The sequence below is a fragment of the Enterococcus raffinosus genome, assembly GCF_019175485.1.
GTDB classification, from domain to species: Bacteria; Bacillota; Bacilli; order Lactobacillales; family Enterococcaceae; genus Enterococcus_A; species Enterococcus_A raffinosus.
Genome location: NZ_CP072888.1, coordinates 466,354 through 492,970 on the forward strand (window position 1 = coordinate 466,354; position 26,617 = coordinate 492,970).

Below are 26,617 nucleotides of genomic sequence, written 5' to 3' on the forward strand. Positions count from 1 at the left end.
AAATTCAACTCTTTTTGTTTAGCTTCTTAATCCACGTCCGCGGTCAATCAGGTGCCAGCAAACACTGTAAAGAACGACAATGAATAACACTAGGATCGACATGGATACAACGATAGATACGTCCATCACACCAAGGAAGCCATAACGGAATCCGGAGATCATGTAGACGATTGGATTGATCTTGGAGACAGCTTGCCAAAAGGGCGGCAACATCGAAATCGCATAGAAAACACCGCCAAGATAAGTTAACGGCTGTAAAACAAAGGTCGGAACGATGGAAACATCGTCAAAGGATTGAGCGAAGATGCCGTTCAATAGTCCCGCCAATGAAAACAAAATGGCCGTCATCAATAAGGTGATGACAACGATGGCCCATGAGTACACATGAAGTGGAACGAAAAAGAGCGAGATAATCGTTACTAGGGAGCCAACTAAGACACTGCGACCAACGCCGCCTGTCACGAAGCCCCAAATAATAATATGAGTCGGCACAGGTGCCACTAGCAGCTCTTCAATATTCTTCTGAAACTTTTGTGAGAAGAAAGAAGAGGAGACGTTGGCATAGGAGCTAGTGATCGCAGACATCATGATCAAGCCTGGAACGATAAACTCCATGTAAGAAAAGCCAGCCATATCCCCGATACGTCCGCCGATTAAGTTACCGAAAATAACAAAATACAAAGATGTAGTAATGACTGGGGGGACTAAGGTTTGTACCCAGATTCTTAAATAGCGATTGGTTTCTTTGACTGCCAGACTTTTAAGGGCAGTGAAGTATAGATTAGACATGATTTTCCTCCGTGATTTTTAGGAATAGTTCTTCTAAACGGTTCGATTTATTCCGCATAGAAAGCACCTTGATTCCTTGTTTCGTCAGCTGTTCAAAGAGCTCGTTGATTCCTTGATCGCGCACGACCTCTACTTCTAAGGTTTGTTCATCGACAAATGTATGCTTGAAGCCGTTGATCATAGGTTCAATCTCATAAGGAGCTAAGTCAAAAATGAATGTCTCGAATTGAAGTTTTGCCAACAAAGATTTCATACTGGTATTCTCAATCAGCTCTCCCGCTTGAATAATGCCGATGTTTCTACAGAGCATCTCGGCTTCTTCTAAATAATGGGTTGTCAAAATGATCGTTGTTCCACTTCCGTTAAGCTCCCGAAGGAAAGTCCACATTTCACGGCGCAACTCGATATCGACACCAGCGGTTGGTTCATCTAAGATCAATAATTTTGGTTCATGCATTAGTGCGCGAGCGATCATTAAACGCCGCTTCATTCCTCCAGATAACATTCGCGCACGGACATTCCGTTTTTCCCATAAATCCGAATGCTTCAAGTATTTTTCGCTGCGAGCTAAAGCTTCCTTTCGTGGAACGCCATAATAGCCTGCTTGATTGACAACAATCTGCTGGACAGTCTCAAAAGGATTGAAGTTAAATTCTTGCGGTACTAGGCCAATTTGTTGTTTGGCCATTACTAATTCTTTGTCTAAGTCATAGCCGAAGACTTTGACATTGCCCGATGTTTTGTTGACGAGCGAGGTGATGATTCCAATAGTTGTCGATTTCCCCGCACCGTTTGGTCCTAGTAACGCGTAAAAATCACCTTCCTCAACCGTCAAATTGATCCCCTTCAAGGCCTCCACACCAGTAGCATAGACTTTTTTCAACTCGTTTATTTCAAGTGCATTAGTCATTAATAGAATTCTCCTTGTTTCTTATGATTCCCTTATTTTATCATTGATTTTTATGATCACAAGCCTTTAGATTTATAAAAATCAAAAGAAAAAAAAGAATTTGACATATGTAGATTATCGACATATAATTTAAGTAGATAATCTACATATAGAGGTGGAAAAAAATGATCGACAAAGGATTAGTTTCTGGGAGTACCACCATGCTGATTTTAAGTCTGCTTTCTGAACGAGATATGTATGGGTATGAAATGATCGAACTGCTGTCGCAACGCTCTCAAAATGTTTTTGAATTGAAAACTGGCACCTTGTATCCACTCTTGCATCAATTAGTCAAAACTAACTATCTTAATTGTTATGAAAATGAAGTGAATGGCAAGAAGCGAAAATACTATCAATTGACCAAAGCTGGAGAAATTTATTTAAAAGCCAAAATCAAAGAGTGGGAGACCTATTCTGCGACTGTTTCAGATATTTTAGGTGGTGTGGAATATGGACACTAAAGAGTATTTGAAAAAGCTCTCAAAATGTATCAAGGTAACAAGCGCACGAAGTGAAATAATGCGAGAATACAAGGAGCATATCGAGGATCACAAAGAGGCACTGATCAATAGAGGAATGAGTGAAGAAGCCGCTACAAAAGAAGTGCTGAAGCAGCTTGGTGATCCAATCAGTGCTGGTGAAAAATTGAATCAAGTTCATCGGCGAGGAATTGAGTGGGGGATAACAATTTATTATCTCGTTTGGGCGATAGTTTTGAATGTGATTCCTTGCTTGTGGGGTGGTAGCCTACTAACGACTCCTGCGCCGAATTTTATTCTTTATAGCATTGCCAGCATTCTGGTGTTTGCTGGATTCTTTGTTTGTTTTCTTGAAAAATATACAGATGCTTCGCTGTTCTACGCTTGGGCAAATAATTGGGACGGTGGAGGGCTCACGAATAGTGGTTTGATCCTCGCGATATCAATTGTACCAGTGACAGGTTCTATCCAACTAAAACTTTTTTGGATTATTGTGGTTGGTCTACTATTTAACCTCGAAAGATATTCGATTGCTGCCTCAAGAGATCGAAAGGAACAAAAGCTGCTTTGGGAGATTGGCGTTGCTGTAACGAATATTTCCTATAAAGGTCAAGGAATAGTGGGCGGAAAGAAAATGCGCATGAAAAGTAAAGAACATTTAATTGAAAAAGGAACCTCTTTTGTCATTATTGGCTTGGAGGGGTTCAAACCAGTGGCGATGCCTATATAAATGAAGACCAGTCGATTGATGGCTGGTCTTCTTGGCATATATGATGCGTTTTTGCTTTAAGTTAATATAAAAAAAGGTACCGCTTTTTTTTAATGGTAAAATAAACAAAAAAGAAGGTGGGGGTTCGTCAGTGGGAGTTATCGGAATATATGGAATCGTGTTTGGTATTGTGGGTCTTTTTTTTCTAATTTCTGTTTATTTTACTTATCGCCGGAATCAAAAAATTAAAGCTCAAATCAAAGAGGCGTATGGGAAAAAGACTGAATGGAAACTAGATGAACGCGATTATATTAGTATGAAAAAGTATTATCATCACATGAAAAATCGTGGACCGATGATTGATGATATTACTTGGACAGATTTGAATATGGATGAACTTTTTAAGCGGATGAAAAATACGCAATCTAGTATTGGCGATGAATACAGCTATTACTTTTTTAGAAGACAGAGGAACCCAGACCTGAGTCATTTTGAACAGGCTGTGGAATGTATAAGAGAGAACAGTGAAAAACGTGAGCAATTGCAGTTTGCTTTTTATCGGATTGGTCGGAAAACAAACAATCAGCTTATTGATCTACTGATAGATCCAAGCAAATTTCCGCAAATATCAATGCTGCTAATTGTTTTGGTAACAGCGATAAATGTTGGCAGCTTGATATGGATGGTCGTTGATATTGATTATGGCATCTTGGCGGTCTGTCTCGGTTTTTGTTTAGGACTTATTTTATTTTCCTTTGTATTGCGCAAAATTTATCATGCCTTCGAGGCTTTAGGCATGTTTTCCCGAATGGTTCGTGCGGCAAAACTAATGGTGGCATTAGAGCTTCCTGCTTTTCAGAAGGAAACAGAGCAAATGCGTAAACATCTTGGCGTATTTAAAAATATTACGGCATTAGCGGATTACATTATTCAAATTTCTAGTTCAGCAAACAGTTTGATGATGATTCTTACTTCCTATTTTTCAATCTATGGCTATGCGTATTATGCGATGGTAAAGTTATTTCAGAAACATCGCAATGAAGCGCTGGAGCTATATGAAACAATCGGCTATGTCGAACTCTGCATCTCAATTGCTTCTTATCGTGAAAGTTTAGCTTATTACTGTAAGCCGGATTTTAGTGAAAAAAATGAAATAGCATTTGAAGAAATCATTCATCCGCTGTTAGCAGAGCCTGTTCCTAACACACATAATATGGGCAATAAATTATTGATTACGGGATCAAATGCGAGTGGGAAATCTACTTTTGCGCGAACGTTGGCAGTGAACGCGATCCTAGGCCAGCTGTTTAACACCTGTTTAGCGAAAAGCTATCGCTTTAAACCTTGCCAAGTCTATAGTTCGATGAATCTTAAGGATGATATTATTACTGGTGACAGTTTTTATATGGCGGAGATAAAATCGTTGAAACGTTTATTGCACATTGCGGAATCCTCTTCCTACGTGATGATTTTTATGGACGAAATGTTCAAAGGAACCAATGTAATAGAACGAATCGCTGCCGCTTCGATCATTTTGAAAAAATTTGCTGATTTGGATTGCTTTCTTTGTTTAGCCACACATGATGTGGAGTTAAGTCGAATTTTAGGAGAACGCTATGAGAATTATCACTTTCGCGAGGTTGTTACTAATGACGAGATATTCTTTGATTATACTTTGCGGGAAGGTGTAACAACAGGTAGTAATGCGATCAAATTATTGGCTTATTGTCAATATGATCAGGAACTTGTATCACAGGCGGAAGCATACGCTGAGAATTATCGAACAAATGGGGAGTGGCTGCCTCTTTAATTACGGGACGTATCTGATTATAAAGGCTATCTTCTGACGTCGATCGCCTTGGAATATTGTGATCAAGAGCAAAAACAAGAAATGTTGCTTTCGTAAGGGAAGAGTTTAAAAAGGTCATTCTCGTTTGAGGATGACCTTTTTCAGTCTAATAGATAAGAAACCCGATGAAGCCAGCCAAACACATCAGTAAAATTGGGTTCGGTTTGAATTTTCGTAGAATGATCAATGACGCCGTAAATAGAAGTGCCGCTGACCAGTCGATATGTGCGAGCATGTTCCTAGAGAGTTCGGAGCTTTCAAAAAAAGTCAGCAGCAAAATGGTAAAGCCGGCGGACATGATTAAGCCTACGGACGAAGCCTTCAGACTCTTTAGCGCCACAGAAACATACAATGATTCCTGATGTTTTTGAAAAAATTGATACAAACTGATTGAAATGACGCATCCTCCTAAAATACAACCAGTCGTTGCAAGGACAGCACCGAGGACACCATTTATTTGCATACCAACAAAGGTCGATGTGTTGACGGCCAGAGGACCGGGAGTCATTTGCGATATCGTGATAATATCGGTGAAAACTTTGTCACTCAGCCATCCCTGTTGATGAACGACCTGTTCTTGAATCAAGGGAATGATGGCGTAGCCGCCGCCGATACTGAATAATCCAATTTTTAGGAAGGTCCAAAATAGTTGCATAGGCTAAACCTCCTTTTTCTGTAGATAATAGGTGTGGATGAGGCAGATCCCAATACTAAATAGCAAAATGTATATGACGTTTAAATCAAAGAATACATTGGCGATAAACGAAAAAGGGACCAGAGCACTTAGTAGTTTTGAATGCTCTTGGCGAATCAGCTGGTACATATCGATCACGATGTCAATAATCAAAGCCGTTACACAAGCCTGCATTCCTTTTAGCACAGCCATAACGGTTTCGTTAGCAGCAAAAGCGGCGTACCAATTGGAAATAAGACCTAAAATCACTAATGGTGGAATAATGGAACAAATGGCGCTAATGAATACCCCGAGCATTCCTGCGACCTTCTTGCCGACCAGCACACTTAAATTGATAGCGATGGCTCCTGGGGAGGATTGGGCGACTGCAGCCATTTCCATCAATTCATCCTTTGTAAATAGCGCCTTCTTTTCTACATAATATTTGCGAATCATCGGGACAACCACATAGCCGCCGCCGAAGGTGAACGTACTGATGAATAAATTTATTCCCGCTAACCAGGAGTAAAATTTTAATTTTGCCATGGGACCAACCTTTCTTTTTTGCATTATCTCTAGTATAAGGGTTGGTTTGACATGTGTGAAATGATAATATCGAGAAGTAAACATGAATAGAATTCATGGGAAAGGAGTAGTAATGAATTTCAAACAATGTCTGATTTTTCGTGAAATCGCAAAAACCAACAACTTCACCAAAGCGGCAAACAATCTGTATTTGACACAATCGGCTGTCTCTCACGCGATCAAAGATTTAGAAGATGAAGCAGGGACACAGTTCTTTGAACGGTTGCATCGCAGCGTGAAATTAACTCCGGCGGGGGAATTATTTTTAAAGGAAATTCAACCGATTATTGAGGAGTTTGAAGCGGTAGAAGCACATCTGCCAAACTTAGAAAAACAGCCGCCACTAAAAATCGCTTCCTGTATCACTTATGCACAGACGGAGTTACCGCAGCTGCTGCATAAATTTAGTGACAAGCATCCAGCGAGTAGTTTCAATGTTCAGGTTTTTCCTGCCTCTGAATCCATTGCGCTTTTAGAAAAAGGTGAGGTGGATATTGCCTTTATTGAAGGGCATGTTCTGCAGCCAGCTTTTGAATCGAAAAAAATTGCTGACTACCGTTTATGTGTCGTGGCAGCTGAAGGAGCTGCTGATGAACGGCTTAGCTTTGAGGCACTTTTACAACAGCCGCTATTATTGCGAGAACGAGGGAGTGCTGTACGAGAAACCTTTGAATCGGCTGCTGTTTTTCAAGGCTTCAAAGTTTTTCCGATTTGGGAAAGTGTGGATTCACAGGCATTGATTTCAGCAGTTAAAGCTGGCTTCGGCCTATCTGTGCTTCCTTATCGTTTGGTCAAAGAAGAGCTTATGAAGGGAAAGCTGAAAGAGGTCCTCATTGACGATTGGCAATTGAAAAATGATATTACAGTTCTTGTTCGAAAGAGTCGCTATCAATCACGAATGTTATCTGATTTTTGGCAAATGATGACTTCCTTATCGTAAAGTGAAAGGCAAGTTTATTTAAAATTCTTCCTAAAAAAGTTACTATATATTAAACTATTTACTAGAAAGGGGTTATTGGGTTATGAAAACGACTGCTGAATTAAAGGCAGAAGCGAAAAACGCACTGAGAGGGAAATGGGGACAAGCGGTTATTTTAAACTTGATTCCAACGCTGCTTACAGTAGCCGTGATGTTTTTTGTGGTATTATCTGGTGTCATTTGGTTCTTTATCCATGGATCTGGAGATGGAATGATTTCTTCTGTTTCCGAGTATCAGCAAAATAATGCGAGTGGCGGTGGAACTAGTTTGGTTTCTTCCATCATCAGCGCATTGTTTATGAGCGGGATCTCATGGACTTATTTAGATTTGCTGCGGGGCGAACGGACGCATATTGATCCTCTGAAGGATGCTTTTCGCGGCTTTCAAGGAGTATTTATCGGTGGTGTAATTCTTTTAGCGTTGCTTACCAATATCTTTACAACGTTATGGACGTTCTTATTCATCATTCCTGGGATCGTAAAAGCGTATGCCTATTCTCAAAGCTACTTTATCTATTATGATCAAATTCAACAAACAGGGGAGAAGCCTAAAGTCTTGGATACGATCACGGCAAGTCGCCGATTGATGGATGGACACAAGGGACGGTTGTTCTGGCTGGATGTTACTTTTCTTGGCTGGTACATCGTCACTGGGTTGACCTTCGGAATCGCCTATTTATGGGTAGCACCTTATATTTCTGCTACGAAAGCGGCATTCTATGAGGATTTACAAGCGAATATCTAAAAAAATCGTCTGGACTCAAGCAAGATTGAGCCAGACGATTTTTTTAGGCAAATTTCTTTTTGTTTTGAATGGCTAGCAAACGGGGGAGAAGATCCGATGTGTAATCTGCATTCAAAATATTGATCAGATAGCAATCGCTATTTTGAGTGGGCAGCAGCTCCTTGAAGGTGGTAATAAAAAGATCAATTGGCTCATCTGGATGAGGCTGGAAAACCACTTCGATAAATTTCAGGTTGTTCAGAAATTTCACGATATGCTGCAGGTAGAGATAGTTGGGAATCGATACAAGACCGACACGAATTTTTTCGTCATTCACAATGAAAAGCGGTAGAAGACTTAAGCATAGCGTTTTAGAAAGTGAATCGGTAACGGTGGCTAACCATTCAAGTTTTCTGCGACGACTCAATTTTCTAATGGCTTTTTTTATCTCGGGATACAGCTCACGATACAGCTCTGATTGCAGAAATTGCTCTTTGTTGCCTGTTTCAAAAAGCAGCGGAATCTTCTTCTTTTGGATAGAGTAGCCTAAAAAGGTTCGTGCGATGTTGTTGAGGAGGATTTTTTTCTCTTGTTCCCCTAGTACATTTTTCAACAGCTCACCAGAACAATAACGGTAAAAGCTGTCGATGGCTAAACATAATGGATCGCGTTCTTCCACATTTTTTGTATAGTAGAGCATCAAAGGATTCACCTTGTGGGGTTCTTTTTTGACGCAATAAGGATAGTAGTAGAATAAATAGTTGAAGAACTCAATGTTTCTTTTGATTTGCTCGGGAGAATCCAGAATATTTGAGAGATACAGCTCCAATAACGGCGTTGTTTGAGAAAATAGAAGATCGTCAAATGGGGCTTCATTTAAATAATTCTTTTGCTCGTTACGCAGACGACATACACAAAGCATCAAACGAAGCAATTTCGGATGGATCTGCAAAGGGAAGAGAGTAAGCAGGTCTCTAAGTAAATTATCCTCGGCAGTAAAATCAAAGGGACATTTCGCAATATCTTCACCTAAAGAAGCCGACCAAAGCGCTTTGATATAAAATAGTCGGATGACCGCTTCATGACCGGTTAACGCCATCTTCGAGAAATTGAGGTGAATATTGCATTCGGCAAGATAATCGATTAGAGGGCGCATTCGGCGTAAGATCGTAGATTCGCTGACAGAAGTTTCCTTGCTAAATGCAGTTAAGCTTTTTTGAGGCTGGAATAAGGAAGTCAAAATAAAACGATAGGGAATGGATTGTTTGACTTCTGAAATTAAGAAACGATTGGAACGACTGGGCTCACTTTTCCAGTAAATTTTCGAGGCCTCCACAAAGAGTGGTTTTTCTTTGAGCTCAACCAAGGATTCATTGAGCTCTCGCAGCATTTGTAAAAAGGACTGATAATTGCATTTAAACTTTTGACTTAGGGTATTTACTGAGTATGTGCCTTCGGGATACCCCTCCATCAGCTTAAAGAATTGAATTTTTTTCTGTTGCTGAGGGGTCAAGAACAGTTCTCTAAACATAAGTCCCACACCTTTCTATCCTTTTAACGCGACGACTATTAAATGACAGTTATTTATAAGATGATTTTAACATGACAAATTTCCCCAATTTTTTGTTAAAAAAAGTAATTGACTTTGATAATTCGTCAATTAATGAAAATTATTCGATGCTTTGTGAAAATCTGCTTTTATAGAAAGGTAAATCACTGAATAAAATCAATATTGACTTACGAATGTTCGTGAATTTCTCATATTTACCAAAAAAATTAAGATTGCTTCAAATTCTGGATGTTTTTTTGGGAAATGAGAGGAGAAGGGACTATCAGGAAATAGTATAGAGCGAGTTGGATGAAAGCGTTTTTTGAGCTATACTGAAATTAATTGAAGGAAAGGATGGTGCAGTGAATGATTGATCATTTGAGTATTGGTGTTAGCGATTTAACGAAGAGCAGGGCCTTTTATGAGGAAGCTTTAAAACCCCTTGGTTATCAAGTGAAGATTGCGATGGATCATGGTGTTTGTTTTGGAGGAGATGGAGGCGATCTTTGGATTGTAAAAAGCGAACCGAGTAATATTCACCTTGCTTTTGGTACGCAAGAACGAGAAATAGTCGATCAATTCTATCAAGCGGCGATGGCTGCTGGGGGGATTGATAACGGGGCACCAGGCTTACGACCTCAGTATCATGAGAATTATTACGGCGCATTTGTCTATGATCCGGATGGATACAATATTGAAGCGGTATGCCACAAGAAAAATTAATGCAATGCTGGCTGAAAAGCCAGTTTTTTTTTCGTTATAATAGAGAATCAAAGGTGGTGTCACAAATTGAAGAACTATCAATGGTACAGTGATCGCTGGGGGGAACCGACTCGAGATGATCGCATGCTATTCTTGTTATTGACGGTGGGCGTTTTTCAAGCGGGCCTGAGCTGGCAGGCAGCAGCGGGAAAGCGGGAAGTATTTGAGCGAAACTTTTGCGGGATGGATTTCCGCAAGGTAGCGGCATTTTTTCCAGAAGATGTTGAAAAGATCGCAAAAGATCCGGAAATGATTCGTAATTCACGAAAAATTCAAGCGGTCGTTCAAAACGCACGAGCAATCGTGACTTTACTTGAAGATTATGAGTCGTTTGCTGACTATCTTTGGGATTTTGTAGGAGGCGTGCCAATCGTGCGCGAGTATGAATTGGCCGAGGAAGTGCCTAACACATTACCGGAAGCAACGACTATTGCTAAGGATATGAAAAAAAGAGGATTTTCCTTTGTTGGTCCAGTTGTTACCTGTATGTTTCTTAAAGCAGCTGGAATCATACAGGATCGAGTGATGGAATAGATAAAATAGAAAATGATGATAGTATATGACAAAATACAAAACACTTATTATTTAAGTAATTAAAATAATAAGTGTTTTGTGCTATTGGGAAAATTACACCTTCTCAATTTGTTTAATCCCATTTTTGTACATCTCGTCAATGAGCTTTTTATCTGTTTGATTATCCGTGATCAGCAAATCAATCTGATCAATTGGCAGAAAAGTGTACAATGCCCGACGACCGATTTTTGTGTGATCGGTGACGACAATTTTTTTTGCAGCGGCATCGATCATATTTTTTTTCGTCGTAATCAATAGCTCGTTAAAATGAGTCAGTCCTTTTTCCACATTCAGAGCAGGTGTTGCGATAAAGGCTTTATCCACACTGAGCTGCTGCAAGGATTCGTTGGCGATTTGTCCATTCAGCATAAAGCTGTCGTGGAAGAGTGTTCCGCCGGTAACGATGGTGGTAATGTTTCGATTGGATCGTAAAACAGAAGCGATGTTCACGTCATTCGTAATGATCGTGATGTCCTGTAGCTGGGGCATTTCATTAAGCGTCTTCGCAATTTCTAAAGTCGTTGTTCCAGAATCTAGAATGATCGCTTCACCGCTTTTTATATAGTTTGTCGCGTATCTTCCAATGCGTACTTTTTCGGTTATATTCTCTGTAGCCCGATCCTCAAAGACAGGTTCATCCTGTTTGATACTGGCTGGCACCACGCCTCCGTGAATTCTTACAACGAGCCCCTGCGCCTCTAATTCATCTAGATCCCTTCGAATGGTTGTTTCGTGTACCTGAAAGATTTCTGATAATTGGGATACAGAAATAAATTGTTTGCTCTCAATCGTTTCAACTAACTTTATTCTTCGTTCTCCTGTTAACATCTCGCTTCACCCTTTCGCTGTCTACGCGAATCTATGCTTTCTCCTCAAAAAAAAGACATTCTTACTTCTCAGTCTATGGAAAATAACCGAAAGTGTCAATACATAGAGTCAACTAACGAGCGTAAACGAGTTTTTTCGAGCTGTTTTTCAAATAAAATAGTGAATCTATTTGATTTATAAAAATATGAGTCATGGAACAAAGGAGTAATTAAAAGAAATTGTTTTTTTATCTCTTCACAAACTTTATTCAATAAGCTAAAACACGTTAGGCTGAATGATATTTTAAAAATAAAGCGTTTACAAAAAGATAGCACGATGTTATACTCGTTAACGAGCAATAAAGAGTATTAATGAGCGCTCGATAATGAGGAGGAAATGGAATGGGGCAATCGATTGATTCGAGAGTTTTTAGTCTTGTTGAACCAGGGGTAATTGAGGAAGTGAACAAAACGAGAGAGATCCCTGAAAAATGGGTAGCAGTAGAACCCAGCTATGCGAGCATCTGCCATGCCGATCTAAGATACTTCGCAGGCCATCGTCGTCCGGAGGCTTTGGCAAAAAAATTGCCGATGGCGCTATTACACGAAGGGATTGGTGTTGTAAAAGAAACACGATCAGAAAAATTTTCAGTAGGTGACCGCGTGGTGGTGGTTCCGAATATACCGGGACAAATTTTACATCCCGAAATTGATCAGAAACCGGATGTCCCTGAGAATTATTCCAAGGGAAATGCGTTTTTGGGTAGTGGGTATGATGGAATGGCGCAAAGTCGTTTGGTTCATCCTGAAGAATGCTTGGTACGGATTCCTGATGAAATTCCTAACGAGATTGCGGTGCTGGCTGAGCTTTCTTCTGTTTCTCACCATGCACTTAGTCATGTGGAAGACAAGCTGAAAAAACAGGATACACGGGTTGCTCTTTTTGGCGATGGACCTGTGGGGTATTTCACCGCTGTAATGCTGAAATATTTGTATGGAGTTGACGCAGAACGATTTGTTGTTTTTGGAGCGGCGGATGATAAGCTCACTCATTTTGACTTTGCCCGAACGGAGAATGTACTAACCTACGACTTTGAACATTCCAAAGAACGGTTCGATGTGTTGATTGAATGTACGGGGGGACGCTTTAGTGAGAGTGCCTTGAACCAAGCGATCGAAATAGCGGATTCATTGGCGGATATTATTTTTATGGGAGTCACAGAAGAGCTAGTCCCGATCGATACTCGAGATATTCTGGAAAAAGGGATCACGGCTCACGGGAGCAGCCGTTCATCGACGGTTGATTTTGAAGCAGTGGTGAATGGAATGAAGAAACCGGAATATCGCGCGGCCTTAAGTAAGATTTTACCGGAGCAGATTGTTGAGATTTCAACTGGAGCTGATTTTAGTCAGGTGATGGAGAGGTTTGTAGAGAACCCTGGCTGGAACAAAACAGTCATGCATTTTAATTGGTAAAAATTTTGTATTCAAACAAAGGGAGTGTGGAAATGACAGGAATATTGATCGTCACCCATGGGGAGATGGCGACAGGAATGATGGACAGCCTGCGTCTGATTATGGGGGAACAAGAAGCCTATCAAACGCTAGGCTTGAAGCATGGAGATGACATTGTTGAATTCAGCGAAAAAATTCAGGATGGCGTTCGTCAGTTGGATAAGGGAGAGGGCGTTTTGGTTTTAGTCGATTTGTTTTCAGCAAGTCCTTATAACCAAGCGGCCATGTGCTTTAACAAATTGAAGGATCATCGCTATCGACTGGTTTCAGGCGTCAACTTACCGATGCTCATTGAAGCCTTTAATCAACGAATGATCGGTGCGGATTTAGAAACCATGTACCAAGCGGCAATGACTGCTGGACAAGAGGGAATCAAAGAATTTTTGGAAGAGATGGCTAAGCTGGAGCAAAAAGTCGATTGAGGCGTTTTTGAATCGGATGGCTTTGTTGTTAGTGAATTTCAACTAGACGAAATAAGGAGTGTATAAACATGGGAGAAATCGTTTTAGCAAGAATTGATGATCGTTTGATTCACGGGCAGGTAATGACTGCTTGGCTGCAATTTACAGGAGGAAACCATATTGTCATTGTGGATGATGCGACAGCAGGGGATGAATTTACTAAATCTATCATGTCCATGGCGGTGCCTAATGGTATCAAGCTATCCATCTTGACTGTTGAGGATGGTGCAAAACTATTAGCGGCGGTTCCTGATGGACACAAGATCATTGTGCTGGCAAAAGAGCCGCAAACGTATTGGCGATTGATTGAAAAGGGTGTGACGTTTGATGAGGTGATTATCGGCGGGATGGGCGCACGAAAGGATCGACAAACCTTCTATAAAAATATCTCAGCATCAGAAGAAGAAAAAGAAACCTTTAGAAAAATCGTCGGTCAAAATGTCAAAATGAAGATTCATGTTATTCCAGATCAAGGGTCACAGGCAATCGAGGGATTGCTATAAAAAAATAATGAAGGAAGTGGAAAAATGAAAATTAGTCTAATCCAAGCTATTTTAATCGGCGTCGTTTATTATCTTGGAATCAATGGAACACCTTGGCTTTCGTTAGTCGGCACCCATGGCTGGATGCGTCCATTAGTCAACGGGACGGTTGTAGGGTTGATTTTAGGTGATCCCGTTCAAGGGTGTATTATTGGAGCTGCGATTAACCTGCCGTATCTGGCATTTATCTCAGCTGGTGGAACGGTCGCTATGGACCCTGCACTTGCGGGAACCCTTGGAACCGCTTTAGCGATGGCGGCGAAGGTTGAACCAGCTGTCGCAGTGACCTTGGCTGTGCCTATTGGGTTGTTAGGGACTTTGATCTGGGTAGCTCACATGACCGTTGATATCACCTTTGTCCATATGGCGGATAAAGCAGCCGAAGAAGGAAAAATCGATCGCATCAACTGGCTTCATATCGTACCACCGCAATTATTTTTATTGTTGATCACGGTTGTTCCAGTTGCGCTAGCTGCTTACCTTGGCGCTGACGCAGTAGAAGGAATTGTAGACGCATTAAGTGGTCGCCCGTTAGATGTTCTTTCGGCAATTGGCGGGATCTTGCCAGCGTTGGGGATTGCTATGAACCTGCGGGCGATGAATGGGAAGGGAACCCTGCTGTTCTTTACTTTTGGTTTTATGTTAGCGACTTATTCGGGTTTGCCTTCTGTTCCAATTGCTGTATTCGCGGGAATCATCGGTTATGTCTTCACGGAATTGTATTTGAAGGATAAGAATGGGGGTCTAGTCTAATGGAGCAAGCAGTTGAACCAAAGCAAGAGAAGCTATTGTCGAAAAAGGATGTTGTAAAAGCCTTTTGGCGCTGGACGTTCTTTTCTCATGCAAACTATAACTATGAACGGTTGCAAGCGACGGGAGTTGTTCATGCCTTTAGTCCGATTTTAAAAAAGCTGTATGGAAAAGACGAAGACGAGATGAAGTCCGCTTTAGAACGACACATGCAATTTTTCAATACCGAGCCATCCTTTGGTGGTCCGATTTTGGCGATGACCATCGCGATGGAGGAGGAACGGGCGTTAGGCGCGGATATTAACGATCAGACCATTAATGGCTTAAAAACCGGATTGATGGGGCCGTTGGCGGGGATCGGTGATACGTTATGGCAGGGAACGCTTATTCCAATTTTGCTGTCCTTCACCTTGCCGTTTGGTGCGAAAGGGAATATTTTTATGGGACCTGTCCTCTTCTTTGCTCTACATTGGATCATCATGACGGTGATTGCCTACTTCTTATGGATTCAAGGGTATGAGCAAGGAAAAGAAGGCATCCAGAAAATGATGGCAGGCGGTCGTTTGTCCTACATTATGACCTTCTCCCAGACGTTAGGTGCGATCGTTATTGGCTCGTTGGCGGCGAACTTTGTCAAGATCGCAACACCGTTAAGTATTCACTTGAGTGGAAAAGAAAATCTGTCGATTCAGACGGATGTATTGGACGCTTTGGTCAAAGGGATCTTGCCGCTAGGGGTTACTTTACTAACGTATTACTTGTTGAAACACAAAAAATATACACCGACAAAAGTGCTGGTCATTCAAATCGTTGGCGGAGCGATTTTAGCCGCGATTGGCTTGATCGTAAATTCGATATAGGCAGAGACTGTCGTTGGTTTCCGATTGGGCGAGGGTGTTGAAGAGAATTGTTGCTTACGAACAATATAATTAAATAAAAAGTCTGAAACGTCGGCAGATTGTCGACGTTTTTTTTAGTGATCTCTGGAAGAAAAGCGTAACTAAAACTGCTCAAAAGTTGAAGGAGATAAACATACTTTTTGATACGTTTAACAATTAACATTGTTCTATAATTTATTAATTGATAATAGTTATTTTTAAATTAATTATATAAGTAAATAATTTAAAAAGTAGCTGTTATAACGAAAAGATAATTATATATCGGACGTTATCGTTTTCGTTGATTAATTAGTTAAGAAAGGTGTTAGTGGTTATGAAGAACAGATTAGTAGTGATTGGTTTAGTAGTTTTACTTGTTTTGCAAACGCTTAGTCCAGCTTTTGCCTATGGGCAAGGAACAACTGCATCAACGATAAATTCAACGGAGAGCAAGGAAAACGTGTCCTCTGTACCAAAGCCTGCTGCTCCAACGACGTCATCAACAGTTCCTTCTTCTGAGAGCAAGAAAGAAACCGTTCAAACAAGCAGTTCGTCTTCCTCTACTGAAGCGACGAAAGCAACAACGGAGACAGAAACAAAAGAAGTCGAGAAAAAACAGACACGGACAGCGATTACGGACAATATTTTCAGCTCCGTAAAAATGTATAAAATTAATGGAGATGAAGTGCAGCCGAACGATACTTTGCCGAATATGACAGGGATCAAGCTAGCCTTGAAATTTTCTTTTTCAAATAAAAATTATCAGACGGGGGATACCTTTACTACGCAATTGCCTGCCCAGATAGCGATCGCAAAAGATTTATCGGGTGATTTCAGTCCAATGACCTCCGCCAAATGGACAATTAATGCGGCAACGAAGGAATTAACGATCACCTTTTTAGAAGACAACGTTTCTTCAGAGGTTTATGACTTAACTTTGGTTACTTCTTTAGAGAAGGTCTCTGGAGTGGAGGAAGAAAATCAAAAGGTAATCTTTGATACGGCGCCGACACCAACGGTCTTTGCTATCGAAATGACTTCTAGTGTCGATCCAGGAAAGAATAGCACTGCATTAACAATGGATACATTGAACCCTAAAAAGGCTGAAATAACGTCAGTTTTTAATCTTGATCGAACAGACAACGCGAATCGTACCTATCGAGTCGATGCCTATAACAGTGACAGTAAAATGAGTTACGATTCGATCAAAGTATATTCTAGCGATGTCGATTTTAATGGAGCGCTAGTGGGTAGTAAAACGTTGCTGACTAAGGGCGTGGACTATGAGATCACTTATAAAGATGCCGATACTACACGACCGACTGCGGAGATCAGCCTAATAAAATCAATTGGCAAAAAGGCAGTAATCGCGGAATCTGTCATATCTGGTATTAATGGAAAAAATTACGTTGACGAATCCATTTCAGGAAATGAATACAATTATTTTTACGCGTATTCTTACACCAATGAAAATAGTACACAATTAAATTACAGCAATATAAGTAAAAATTTTGTGACGCTGCAGCCCTTAGAGGCAAAAGGAAAAATCAATCAAGAGACGGGGGCCATTGATTGGGAGATCAAATACAATTTTAATGAGCAGCCGTTGACTACCGCGTCTCAATTAATCACTAATCTAGCAGATCAAGGGGTTGAACTGGTAGCTGGCTCCATCAGTATTGAAAAAGTTGGATTTAACTATAGTAACGGCAATAGCTATGAGGTGGTTTCACAAGGAGACGGAACGAGTGACTTTGTGAGTTCATCTGATAGCGACGGTTCAGTAACTTTCACACCGAAAGGAAACACGACACAGGCTTACGTGGTTCGATATTCAACGAAGATCACTGATCCGACCGAGCGCGTAATCAAGAACAAGGTAACCAATGGAACGGTCACTAAAGAAGCGCAAGTGAGTCTGATTCCAAATCTTTTATCTAAAGAAGCAGGGACCATCGATATTTTCAATCGGACGATGGAATGGAACATTACAGTCAATGCGGAAAAATACACCATGAAAAGACCTGTCGTTCATGATTACTTTATTGGTGCGGTCAAAGATTATACTGGCTTAACGATTAATAAAAAAATCTCTGATACTGAATCCATTCCATTAGTTGAAAATGTTGATTACAAGGTGACTAAATTCGATGAAAACGGCTCACCTGTCGGCGCACAGCCCAATGTTAATGGAGCACCAGACAGCTTCAATGGAGGCGTGAGAATTGATTTTCTTGGGGATTATAATGAATTAAAGGACACACTCGTCATTACAATTAAAACGAAAATCGAAACCTCTACTGAGAAAACAGAAATCAAAAATAAGGCGACTCTGAATTATGGTGATACTCCCGGTGTTATCGAGTATGAGGCTAAAGGAACATTCATTGATCCTTATTACACTGGCGGAACCAAAATAGCGCAAACAGCTAGCACTTCTGGCGATTATCTGTATCAAAACTGGCTCGTCTTTATAAATTCTACCGGAGCGAAATTTGATATGACCAAAATGGAAGACAGCTTACCTGCAGGTACGGAACTAGTTCCAGGCTCCTTACGTTTTGAAGAAGTGACGAATCAAGCCATGATCGATAACATTCAGCGCTACTTAACCACCGATTACAATTTAGTTCCAGAGGGCAACGACGCTTATCCAACAAAAATTGATACTGCAAATAATAGCATCAATTTGGAGTTTGGCAATTTAGGCGCCAAACGAGTGTATGTAAAATATCGAACCCGAGTCAAACGAGACTGGTATGTATATAATCGGTTAGATAATGTTGCAAAAGTAACTTACGGTGACAAGGCGCCAACAGATTATAAAGCGAGTCTCTACGCCTACAATTATGAATATGCCTTGCTAAAATCGGTGGCTAAAGATCCAGAGAAAGAGAATGTAGCCAACTGGACGGTAACAACCAGAAACATCACAGCGAATATGCCTGTTCAAGATCCTGAAATCACGGATACCTTAACACCAGGAACAACCAATGCGGCATATGATCCGACTTCTTTTGTTGTTACCAATACGGCCACTGGCGAAAAAGTCAGTTCGGATCATTATCGACTGACGATCACGGGAGATACGTTTAAGATCGCTTTTTCTGACTACAAAGCAGAAAGCAATCTTCGCGTACAATACAACACTATTAGCGAGTTCCCCGGCGGTGTAAAAAATGTTTCTCAGGTAAATGCCGCCAGCTATGGTGCACTGCCGGCGTATTATCGCCAAGCAAATACCGTGATCAATTTGAGCTTTACTAACGGAAGCGGGACGGGAGTAGTGAAGACCGCTGATCTACCCGTACTAAAAGTGGATGAAAAAGGCAAAGGCTTGGCAGGTGCAACCTTTGAAATTCTTAAAGCAGACGGCACCGAAACTGGGCTAAAAGCAGATACGGATGCAGATGGGAAGCTGACCTTTACAGGATTGCCATTAGGCGACTATCTGCTGAAGGAGAGCAAAGCACCAAATGGGTATGAAATAAATCCAGAATATCAAGATGGTAAAGCCATCACGCTCAACGAGAATATGGCGGTTATCAAGGTAGTGAATAAAGAGACCGTGCCAAATAGTGTGGAGCTGACCAAGACCGACGCACAAACAAAAGAAGCCTTGGCCGGCGCCAAATTCCGACTAGAAAAAACTGACGGAAGCGTCGTCAGCGAAAACCATGAGACTGGAATGGACGGACGTTTCACAGTGAAGGATCTGCCAATTGGTGAGTATCAGTTTGTCGAAACAGAAGCACCGACAGGCTATCAGCTGGATGAAACACCAGTGAAATTTTCGATCACTGAGCGTCAAGGACAAGTGGTCAATGTTAAGAAAACCAATACTCTCTCAACAGGGTCAGTCATCTTAACGAAAGTGGATGAACAATCAAAAGCAGCGTTAAAAGGAGCAACCTTCCAATTACAAGACAGTAACGGAAAGACGTTGAAGGAAGACTTGTCCACCGATGGCTATGGTAAGGTGGAAGTCGCTGATCTAGCGCCAGGAGATTATCAATTTGTTGAAACAAAGGCACCAACAGGGTATGAAATGGATGCGACGCCAATCGAATTCACGATTACCAAAGCACAAGCGAAAGCAGCTGAAGTGGAGAAGACGAATGCCAAGACACCAGTGAAACCAGGAACAATCCTTCTAACGAAGACCGATGAAAAAACTGGAGAAGTCTTATCTGGAGCAGCTTTTGAATTGAAAGATAACCAAGGAAAAGTGCTGCAGTCGGATCTCGTGACGGATAAATCAGGAAAAATTGTACTTGAGACACCGACACCCGGCAGCTATCAATTGGTCGAAACGGAAGCACCAACAGGCTATGTGAAGGATACGACGCCAGTGAAGTTTACGGTGAAGGATCAAGCAGAATCAATGGCGCTAACAAAGACCAATAAGACGATTAGCGGCGGTGTTCTTTTAGAGAAAGTCGATGAAGCAACCAATCAACCATTGGCTGGAGCGGAATTCGAGCTGCAAACCCAAGCAGGAAAAGTAATTGAGACGGAAAAGATGCGCACGGATGACAACGGGCGTCTAGCAGTGAAGAACTTGGAGCCAGGGGATTATCAATTGGTCGAAACCAAAGCGCCTGCTGGGTACCAGCTAGATGCGAAACCAGTGGCCTTCACGATCAAAGCAGATCAAACAAGTCCTGTTCGCGTGAAGAAAACCAATAAAGGCCTTACTTGTACCGTCGTGCTGAAGAAAATTGACAGCAAAACCGGGGAAGGATTGGCAGACGCGACCTTCGCTTTACAAGATCAACAGGGCAAAGTCTTAAAAGACAAGCTGAAGACTGATGAAACAGGATCGCTGGTCGTATCGGAAATGAAACCAGGAAAGTATCAATTAGTCGAAACCGAGGCGCCTAAGGGCTATGTATTGAACACAAAACCAGTGACCTTCCAATTAACAAACGCGAAAAAACAACTGGTGACTGTGAGGAAGGAAAATGTGAAGGCATCAGTGAAGGGGAAAACAGGAAACCACTCACGGACTACGACTTCCGCAAGCTACAGCTCACGAAACCATACCTATCTACCTAAAACGGGCGAACAAAAATCAACGATCTTAGTGATTGTTGGGCTCATCGTATTGCTTGCTTTAGGAGGAATCGTCTACCTTAAACGAAAAAAATAAGGTGAATCAATCCGGCTAGTATATCGGCTAGCCGGATTTGTTTTGCCCAGCGTTTCCCTGTATGGTATAGGTAAAAGAAAGTAAGGAAGGTGTAAAAATGGGAAATACGTATGTCCTGATTGACGAACAGAATTGGAAGCGAGCCATGCATTGCAAGGTATTTAGAGATTGTGTGGAGCCGGCCTTTTGTGTCTCTTTTGAGTTAGATATTACGAATTTTTTGCAAAAGGTTCGTGAGAAACACTACTCCTTTACCTTTGCGATGATTTACAGTGTGACGGTTTGCGCCAATCAAATTGAAGAGTTTCGCTATCGCTTTGTTGATGGAAATGTCGTCCTCTATGATCAGATCGATACGGCTTTTACCTATCTTGATAAAGAAACAGAGCTGTTCAAGGTGTTAAATGTTCCGATGGAAGAAACGCTTGAGGCGTACATTGCTTCCGCTGCGAAAAAAGCTGAGGAGCAGAAGGAATATTTCACAGGACCTTTAGGAACCGATGTCTTTCAATTTTCGCCAATGCCGTGGTTTTCCTTTACCCATGTCTCCCATACAAATGCTGGGAAAAAAGATAACGCGACACCGTTGATTGATTGGGGAAAATATTTTCAACGAGAAGATCGAATCCTATTGCCTTTTTCGATACAGGCGCATCATTCCTTTGTTGATGGGCTGCACATTGGCAAGCTGGCGAATGCTTTGCAAGCATATTTAGACGCTTTTTAATATAATGAATGAGAAAGAAAAGCGAATAAGTAGCGAGGGATAAAAAGTGATCACGAACATTGAAGAATTGTATACGGCATTTAGTCGAGTCATGTCGCATAAACGCTGGTGGGATACAGATGATAAATGGGAGATTCTACTGGGAGCGGTACTCGTCCAAAATACGAATTGGCGCAATGTGGATTATGCGTTGGATAATCTAAAGAAGGAAACGCAATTTTCACCGGCAAGCATTTTGACTTTGGAAAAGGAACAGCTGCAGGAGCTGATCCGGCCAAGTGGTTTTTACAAAGGAAAATCGAATACGATCATCGCCTTGCTAACGTGGTTGAAAAATTATCAATTCGACCTGCAAAAAGCAGCTACTAAAGATTTTTCGTCGCTACGGAAGGAGCTGCTGGCGATTAAAGGGATCGGCGAAGAGACCGCGGATGCACTGTTGGTCTATGTCTTTGACCAATCAACCTTTATTGCGGACAAATACGCGCAGCGGATGTTTGAAAAATTTGGCTTTGTATCTGCTGGCTATAAACAGTTAAAAGAAAAAATCATCTGGCCTGAGACGATGGACACTGTCAAAGCGCAAAATCTTCACGGCTGGATCATTGAGTATGGTCAAGTTTACTTGAAAAATGACGAGGTTTGGCAAAGTGGCCCTTTGAAGGATTTTAAGCTCGAATTAAGGGAATTGGACATTTAGCGGAAAAAAGTGTCTGAACTTTCCCTTTAAGGTATTTCTTGGCTGGAAAAGGAAAGTGGGACACTATAGAGACTTGTTTTTTTCTTACAGAAACCAACCCACAGAGGCGGACAAATAAAATATGGAAATTGAGATAGTAATGAGCAGCTGATTGAATGTCAAGGGCTGCTTATTACTATTTTTAAATTCCAGCTTCAAGTAATGAAAGAAAGGTTTTCATCTCTGGAGATACCCATTTGTTTTTATGATGAATATGAACAGCAGTTAGGGCCATTCCGCTTAAATCCATGGGAATTTCTTTCAACAAACCATTTGATAATTCTTCTGTTACAGTAAAGCGTGGCAGAAAGGTAATTCCAAGATTACTCAAGACGCTCCGCTTTATCGCTTCGATACTGCCTAATTCCATTAATCCATTCAAAGATATTTCCTTTTGATTTAAATAGGTTTCGATTTTTTTTTGATAGATGCTATGCTTATCATCTGTTAATAGACATAGATTTATTTTCTGCTTAGACGTTTTAAAGTCATAATCAGATAAATTAAGTTTAGGATTTCCAATCAAAACCAGAGGAAATTCTCCCAATGGTTTTGAAGTAATGCTTTTTTCATACTTTCCTACATTGTAGTGAATTCCTAACTCAATATCCCCATTTTCTACGCTGTCTCGTATTTCATAGCAGTTCAATGATTGTATCGAAAGGTTGACATCAGGAGCGATAATACGAAACTTTTCAAGAATTGGTTGAATACGATAGGTTAGGATCGTTTCAGGTGCGGCGATTTTCAAATGACCATTTAAACGCTGGTCCTTATTTTGATAATTTTTCATGAATGCAGCGGAGTCGAGAATTGTTTCTATCGAGGGTAATAACTCTTTTCCAGCTTGCGATAATACCATTCTTCGGCCAATTTTTTCAAATAGTTGGACGGATAATTCTTCTTCTAATTGTTGTATTTGAGAAGTGACCGTTGATGGAGAATAATTTAATTTGTATGCGGCTTTCTTAAAACTACCTTGTTCTAAAATTGTCTTAAATGTTGTTAGGTATTTTAGATCCAAAACAGAGCCTCTGATTCGATTATTTTGAATTCACGATTCTTATATTTCTGATTTTTCGAATTAATAGTTTGAGCTATTATAAGGGTCAAGAAGATCGAAGTCAACAGCACTATTATTGGAGGAATAAAAATGAATATCATCCCGTATGAAGAAAAATACAAAAATCAGGTTATCGCGTTAATTCTATATCTACAAAATTTTGACAATAAAGTAGATCTGTCTCTTAATGAGCAAAATGATCTGTGTGATATCAATAAGTATTATGTAAAAAGTGGAGGAGGATTTTGGTTAGCCATAAATTCTTCTGATGACGTTGTTGGAACTTTAGGATTAATGAAAAAAAGTGGGCAGTATGGTATCCTAAAAAAATTTTTTGTGAATCCGGATTATCGTGGAAAAGAGAAGGGCGTTTCTTCAAAGCTATATAATTGTCTAGTTGATCATGCTAAAGCAAACGGGATAACTTGCATTATTTTAGACACGCCTTCTAAGTGTACACGGGCTCATAATTTTTATGTTAAAAAGGGGTATCAGCAAATAGAACAAAATGATCTGCCAATTCACTATGATTTTCCTGACAGAAATTCTTACTTTTTTATTAGATACTTATGAAACAACGAAAGAGCGGGATCAGTAATAATGATCCTCGCTCTTTTTACAACTGAATGAAAAGGAGAGTCTGACGCTGAAAAATTTTCGTAATACATCTGATAGATATAATTACTCTACGGATTTTAATGCTTCCAGCATATCAACGTTTCTTAATCGATAGTTAACCATGAAGCCTAGTAAAAGAGTGACTAGCGCGATTATGACAGCTGGAACTAAAAAGCTAGCCAGACCTAATGCAGGATTAAACATCACTTCATCTGGAGGGACGACAGCAATAATATATTGATGAAGAAACTCGCCAATGCCAAAGCCAACAATTACTCCGAGGGTAGTCAATAGGATCGTTTCTCTGTAAATATACATGGTTACTTCTTTATCATAAAAGCCTAGGACTTTTATTGTAGAGAGTTCTCTCATACGTTCTGAGACATTTATGTTTGTCAAATTATAGAGAATCACAATTCCTAATAGAGCAGCTACAATAATCAAGACTCTCATAATTTTATTCAACGAATTTACAATAGTATGCACTTGATTGATTAAACTTGTATTTTGAACAACTGCTTTCACACCATCGAGATTCATAAAGTTTTCTGCTTGTTTTTCAGTATTGCTTAATGAACTATTCGATAAATTGATGACAAAAGCATTCGGTTCGTAGCTGTGATGAAAAATTTTTTCATACCCCTCTTTACTCGTAAAGGCGAAATGCCCCATGTACATTTCAGTAATATCATGGACATTCATTTTACGACTATGACCGTCTTCGTCATTTAAGGTGATTGTATCTCCAACGTTCACCTTTAACAATTTCGCTAAACGTTCGGTAATGATCACACCATCGTCTGGTAACTCGAGTTCTCTACCTGATTCACGATTTTCCAAGTCAATATAGCTACTCAACTCTTCCTTTTCAACAGGAACCAAAAGCTTGATGTTTTGAGTGTCATTATTTTTTCCAGCAACTTTTGTCATGTTTTCAAAATGTATGGCGGCGGATTCCTTAATAGCCTTTGTGTTAAGTTGTTCTGCTACTTCTTTCTTTTGTTTAGCCAGACTTGTATTATTCTCAACAATAATCATATCGTAGTGAATGATATCACCGAATTGTCTATTGCTGATACCGTCTATCGAATGCTGGACGCTAAAACCAGCAAATAATAGTGTAACAGCCCCCGCAACTCCAAAAATTGTCATGAACATTCTTTTTTTATATCTAAAAATATTTCGAGCGGTTACCTTATAGGTGAAGGTCATCCGGCTCCAGATAAAAGTGATGCGCTCCAGAAAAATCTTCGATCCCGCAGCTGGTGGTTTGGGTAATAATAAATTTGCAGGTTGATCTTTTAATTCTTTTGATGCTACTAACCATGCTGGAATTACCGAACTAAAAATAGATAAGCAGACTGCCACGATAGTGATTTTTAAGTTGAAGTGTAATTCAATATTTTGGAAAACAAACCCATTATGGTAAGCGTTATAGACAATCATAGGTAATAAGATATGCCCCAAAAGAACACCAATAAACGTACCGATTAGACTCGACGAAAGACCATAGAAAGTGAATTTTTTCAATATATCTCTATTCGAATAGCCTAGTGCTTTTAGCGTGCCGGAATTGATCCGCTCTTCATCAACAAAACGTGCCATGGTAGTTGACGTCACTAAGGCTGCTACGAAATATAGGAAAATGGGAAAAATATTTGCTAAAGCATCTACTATTTTCGAAACGGTACTATAGGTTCTATAACCTTCAGATCCTGGAATTTCACGGCGAGTATTCAGGCTGTAAACAGGCGCTTTTAGATTATTTACTATTTCTTGGGCTTCTGCTATTTTTTCCTCGCCAACGCTAATTTCTTCTGTGACTTCTGATTTCCTTTTAGCAAATTCTTCAGTTAAACGCTGTGATTCTTCAGATGGAACCAAATTCAATGCTGCTAATTGATTTTTTGAATCCGAAAGCTGCTTTTTCGCCTCATCAATTTTTCTCTGTCCATCATTAATTTGATCTTGATATTCTTTTTTCAGCTCAGCTAGGCGAATAGTCGGCTGTTCTTCTAATAATTTTTCAAGATCGTTCTTGTGATCTTTGATCTTGCTAGTATATTCTTCAGAATACGGGTCAACACCTTGAGTGTTCTTGAAAGACATTCTTGCTAGCATATAGTAGGGAGAATCAAAATTCTCTTTAGAAACAACGCCATAACCTTTTAATTCGCCGCTGCCCGAAGTTGATTGCCCCATATTGATACTCGATAATATTTCACTCGAATGGACAAAGCCAACGATTTTATACTCATGTCTTTTTAAAACGGTTGCTGCATCAGATTTTGCTTCTTCATCAAATACGATAGTCTCGCCTATTTTATATTTATCACTCTGCATTTCATCAATAGCAATCTCATTTTCTTTTTTTGGCAACCTACCGTCAACTAGCGAGTAATCAGACAAATTTTTCCCTTTAGAATAAAGACGAATACTTTTATGGCTATCGTTAATAGTAACGTCCTTCATATAGCCGTATTCTAACTCTTTTAGATTCTTTGTCGTATCCAAAACCTGTTCGTCTGTTTGATCTAAACCCAGAGAGCTGATAACAGTAATGTCAGCACTATTTAAGTCGTCCACATATGTTCTGCCTGTATCACGCATATCGGGTCCCGTTACTTTCAATCCAACGAGAGCAAACGAGCTAAGTAGCATTAACCCCATTATTGATAGAAAGCGACCCTTTGATTTTGAAATCGAACGAAGCACTTCTTTCCAGAGTATCTTCTTCATCATCGAC

The 26,617-nt window shown here is 40.3% G+C and carries 24 protein-coding genes; 16 read left to right on the forward strand and 8 right to left on the reverse strand.

Annotated elements, in window-relative coordinates; all coding sequences use genetic code 11:
• Positions 1 to 18: 18 nt before the first annotated feature.
• Together J9537_RS02325 and J9537_RS02330 are read right to left on the reverse strand one after the other, a co-directional pair.
• Positions 19 to 789, reverse strand: a complete 771-nt coding sequence (locus J9537_RS02325; protein ID WP_010746921.1) for an ABC transporter permease — start codon at positions 787 to 789, stop codon at positions 19 to 21.
• Positions 782 to 1,699: an ABC transporter ATP-binding protein gene (locus tag J9537_RS02330; protein WP_218256586.1), complete on the reverse strand. Its 918-nt coding sequence runs from the start codon at positions 1,697 to 1,699 to the stop codon at positions 782 to 784. The genes J9537_RS02325 and J9537_RS02330 overlap by 8 nt, the downstream gene beginning before the upstream one ends.
• Positions 1,700 to 1,863: 164 nt before the next feature.
• Here J9537_RS02330 and J9537_RS02335 point away from each other — a divergent pair, with 164 nt between their 5' ends.
• From J9537_RS02335 to J9537_RS02345, 3 genes are all read left to right on the forward strand, one after another.
• The gene (locus J9537_RS02335) at positions 1,864 to 2,199 is read left to right on the forward strand and encodes a PadR family transcriptional regulator (protein WP_218256587.1); all 336 of its coding nucleotides are present in this window, start codon (positions 1,864 to 1,866) and stop codon (positions 2,197 to 2,199) included.
• The gene (locus J9537_RS02340; RefSeq protein ID WP_218256588.1) at positions 2,189 to 2,947 is read left to right on the forward strand and encodes a permease prefix domain 1-containing protein; all 759 of its coding nucleotides are present in this window, start codon (positions 2,189 to 2,191) and stop codon (positions 2,945 to 2,947) included. The genes J9537_RS02335 and J9537_RS02340 overlap by 11 nt, the downstream gene beginning before the upstream one ends.
• Positions 2,948 to 3,077: 130 nt before the next feature.
• A complete protein-coding gene (locus J9537_RS02345) occupies positions 3,078 to 4,736 on the forward strand; it encodes a MutS-related protein (RefSeq protein ID WP_218256589.1) in 1,659 nt (552 codons plus the stop codon).
• 145 nt (positions 4,737 to 4,881) lie between these two features.
• On the opposite strand, the gene J9537_RS02350 is transcribed toward J9537_RS02345, so the two are convergent.
• The gene (locus J9537_RS02350) at positions 4,882 to 5,430 is read right to left on the reverse strand and encodes a chromate transporter (protein ID WP_218256590.1); all 549 of its coding nucleotides are present in this window, start codon (positions 5,428 to 5,430) and stop codon (positions 4,882 to 4,884) included.
• Between the two features lie 3 nt (positions 5,431 to 5,433).
• On the reverse strand, positions 5,434 to 5,994 hold the full coding sequence (locus tag J9537_RS02355; RefSeq protein ID WP_218256591.1) for a chromate transporter: 561 nt from the start codon (positions 5,992 to 5,994) through the stop codon (positions 5,434 to 5,436).
• A 112-nt stretch (positions 5,995 to 6,106) separates the two neighbouring features.
• On the opposite strand from J9537_RS02355, the gene J9537_RS02360 reads away from it, so the two are divergent.
• Together J9537_RS02360 and J9537_RS02365 are read left to right on the forward strand one after the other, a co-directional pair.
• Positions 6,107 to 6,973 carry a LysR family transcriptional regulator gene (locus J9537_RS02360; RefSeq protein WP_218256592.1) on the forward strand — a complete coding sequence of 289 codons (867 nt, stop codon included), beginning with the start codon at positions 6,107 to 6,109 and terminating at the stop codon, positions 6,971 to 6,973.
• Positions 6,974 to 7,055: 82 nt separating this feature from the next.
• Positions 7,056 to 7,757: a DUF975 family protein gene (locus J9537_RS02365; RefSeq protein ID WP_010746906.1), complete on the forward strand. Its 702-nt coding sequence runs from the start codon at positions 7,056 to 7,058 to the stop codon at positions 7,755 to 7,757.
• Positions 7,758 to 7,800: 43 nt separating this feature from the next.
• On the opposite strand, the gene J9537_RS02370 is transcribed toward J9537_RS02365, so the two are convergent.
• Positions 7,801 to 9,267: a helix-turn-helix domain-containing protein gene (locus J9537_RS02370; RefSeq protein WP_218256593.1), complete on the reverse strand. Its 1,467-nt coding sequence runs from the start codon at positions 9,265 to 9,267 to the stop codon at positions 7,801 to 7,803.
• Between the two features lie 384 nt (positions 9,268 to 9,651).
• On the opposite strand from J9537_RS02370, the gene J9537_RS02375 reads away from it, so the two are divergent.
• Complete coding sequence (locus tag J9537_RS02375) at positions 9,652 to 10,008, forward strand: VOC family protein (protein WP_218256594.1); 357 nt, start codon at positions 9,652 to 9,654, stop codon at positions 10,006 to 10,008.
• 66 nt (positions 10,009 to 10,074) lie between these two features.
• Positions 10,075 to 10,581 carry a DNA-3-methyladenine glycosylase I gene (locus tag J9537_RS02380; protein WP_218256595.1) on the forward strand — a complete coding sequence of 169 codons (507 nt, stop codon included), beginning with the start codon at positions 10,075 to 10,077 and terminating at the stop codon, positions 10,579 to 10,581.
• A 93-nt stretch (positions 10,582 to 10,674) separates the two neighbouring features.
• On the opposite strand, the gene J9537_RS02385 is transcribed toward J9537_RS02380, so the two are convergent.
• Positions 10,675 to 11,448, reverse strand: coding sequence for a DeoR/GlpR family DNA-binding transcription regulator (locus J9537_RS02385; RefSeq protein WP_218256596.1), 774 nt, complete (start codon positions 11,446 to 11,448; stop codon positions 10,675 to 10,677).
• A 380-nt stretch (positions 11,449 to 11,828) separates the two neighbouring features.
• On the opposite strand from J9537_RS02385, the gene J9537_RS02390 reads away from it, so the two are divergent.
• The 8 genes from J9537_RS02390 (at position 11,829) to J9537_RS02425 (ending at position 22,151) form a co-directional block, all read left to right on the forward strand.
• Positions 11,829 to 12,902 carry an alcohol dehydrogenase catalytic domain-containing protein gene (locus J9537_RS02390; RefSeq protein WP_218256597.1) on the forward strand — a complete coding sequence of 358 codons (1,074 nt, stop codon included), beginning with the start codon at positions 11,829 to 11,831 and terminating at the stop codon, positions 12,900 to 12,902.
• A gap of 32 nt (positions 12,903 to 12,934) precedes the next feature.
• The gene (locus tag J9537_RS02395; protein ID WP_218256598.1) at positions 12,935 to 13,363 is read left to right on the forward strand and encodes a PTS sugar transporter subunit IIA; all 429 of its coding nucleotides are present in this window, start codon (positions 12,935 to 12,937) and stop codon (positions 13,361 to 13,363) included.
• A gap of 68 nt (positions 13,364 to 13,431) precedes the next feature.
• Positions 13,432 to 13,905: a PTS sugar transporter subunit IIB gene (locus J9537_RS02400; RefSeq protein ID WP_218256599.1), complete on the forward strand. Its 474-nt coding sequence runs from the start codon at positions 13,432 to 13,434 to the stop codon at positions 13,903 to 13,905.
• 24 nt (positions 13,906 to 13,929) lie between these two features.
• Entirely contained in the window at positions 13,930 to 14,697 is a 768-nt protein-coding gene (locus J9537_RS02405; protein ID WP_010746898.1) for a PTS mannose/fructose/sorbose/N-acetylgalactosamine transporter subunit IIC, read from the forward strand.
• Complete coding sequence (locus J9537_RS02410) at positions 14,697 to 15,554, forward strand: PTS system mannose/fructose/sorbose family transporter subunit IID (protein WP_218256600.1); 858 nt, start codon at positions 14,697 to 14,699, stop codon at positions 15,552 to 15,554. Before J9537_RS02405 ends, J9537_RS02410 begins: the two co-directional genes overlap by 1 nt.
• Before the next feature lie 352 nt (positions 15,555 to 15,906).
• The gene (locus J9537_RS02415) at positions 15,907 to 20,724 is read left to right on the forward strand and encodes a SpaA isopeptide-forming pilin-related protein (RefSeq protein ID WP_218256601.1); all 4,818 of its coding nucleotides are present in this window, start codon (positions 15,907 to 15,909) and stop codon (positions 20,722 to 20,724) included.
• A 97-nt stretch (positions 20,725 to 20,821) separates the two neighbouring features.
• Positions 20,822 to 21,451 (forward strand): CatA-like O-acetyltransferase, encoded by a 630-nt coding sequence (locus J9537_RS02420; protein ID WP_218256602.1) that lies wholly within the window; start codon positions 20,822 to 20,824, stop codon positions 21,449 to 21,451.
• Between the two features lie 46 nt (positions 21,452 to 21,497).
• Positions 21,498 to 22,151 (forward strand): endonuclease III domain-containing protein, encoded by a 654-nt coding sequence (locus tag J9537_RS02425; RefSeq protein WP_218256603.1) that lies wholly within the window; start codon positions 21,498 to 21,500, stop codon positions 22,149 to 22,151.
• Between the two features lie 181 nt (positions 22,152 to 22,332).
• Here J9537_RS02425 and J9537_RS02430 read toward each other — a convergent pair whose 3' ends face one another.
• Positions 22,333 to 23,214, reverse strand: a complete 882-nt coding sequence (locus J9537_RS02430) for a LysR family transcriptional regulator (protein ID WP_218256604.1) — start codon at positions 23,212 to 23,214, stop codon at positions 22,333 to 22,335.
• Between the two features lie 129 nt (positions 23,215 to 23,343).
• On the opposite strand from J9537_RS02430, the gene J9537_RS02435 reads away from it, so the two are divergent.
• Positions 23,344 to 23,826, forward strand: coding sequence for a GNAT family N-acetyltransferase (locus J9537_RS02435; protein WP_218256605.1), 483 nt, complete (start codon positions 23,344 to 23,346; stop codon positions 23,824 to 23,826).
• A gap of 108 nt (positions 23,827 to 23,934) precedes the next feature.
• Here the strand turns inward: J9537_RS02435 and J9537_RS02440 are convergent, their stop codons facing one another.
• On the reverse strand, positions 23,935 to 26,613 hold the full coding sequence (locus tag J9537_RS02440) for an ABC transporter permease (RefSeq protein WP_245001278.1): 2,679 nt from the start codon (positions 26,611 to 26,613) through the stop codon (positions 23,935 to 23,937).
• Positions 26,614 to 26,617: the final 4 nt, after the last annotated feature.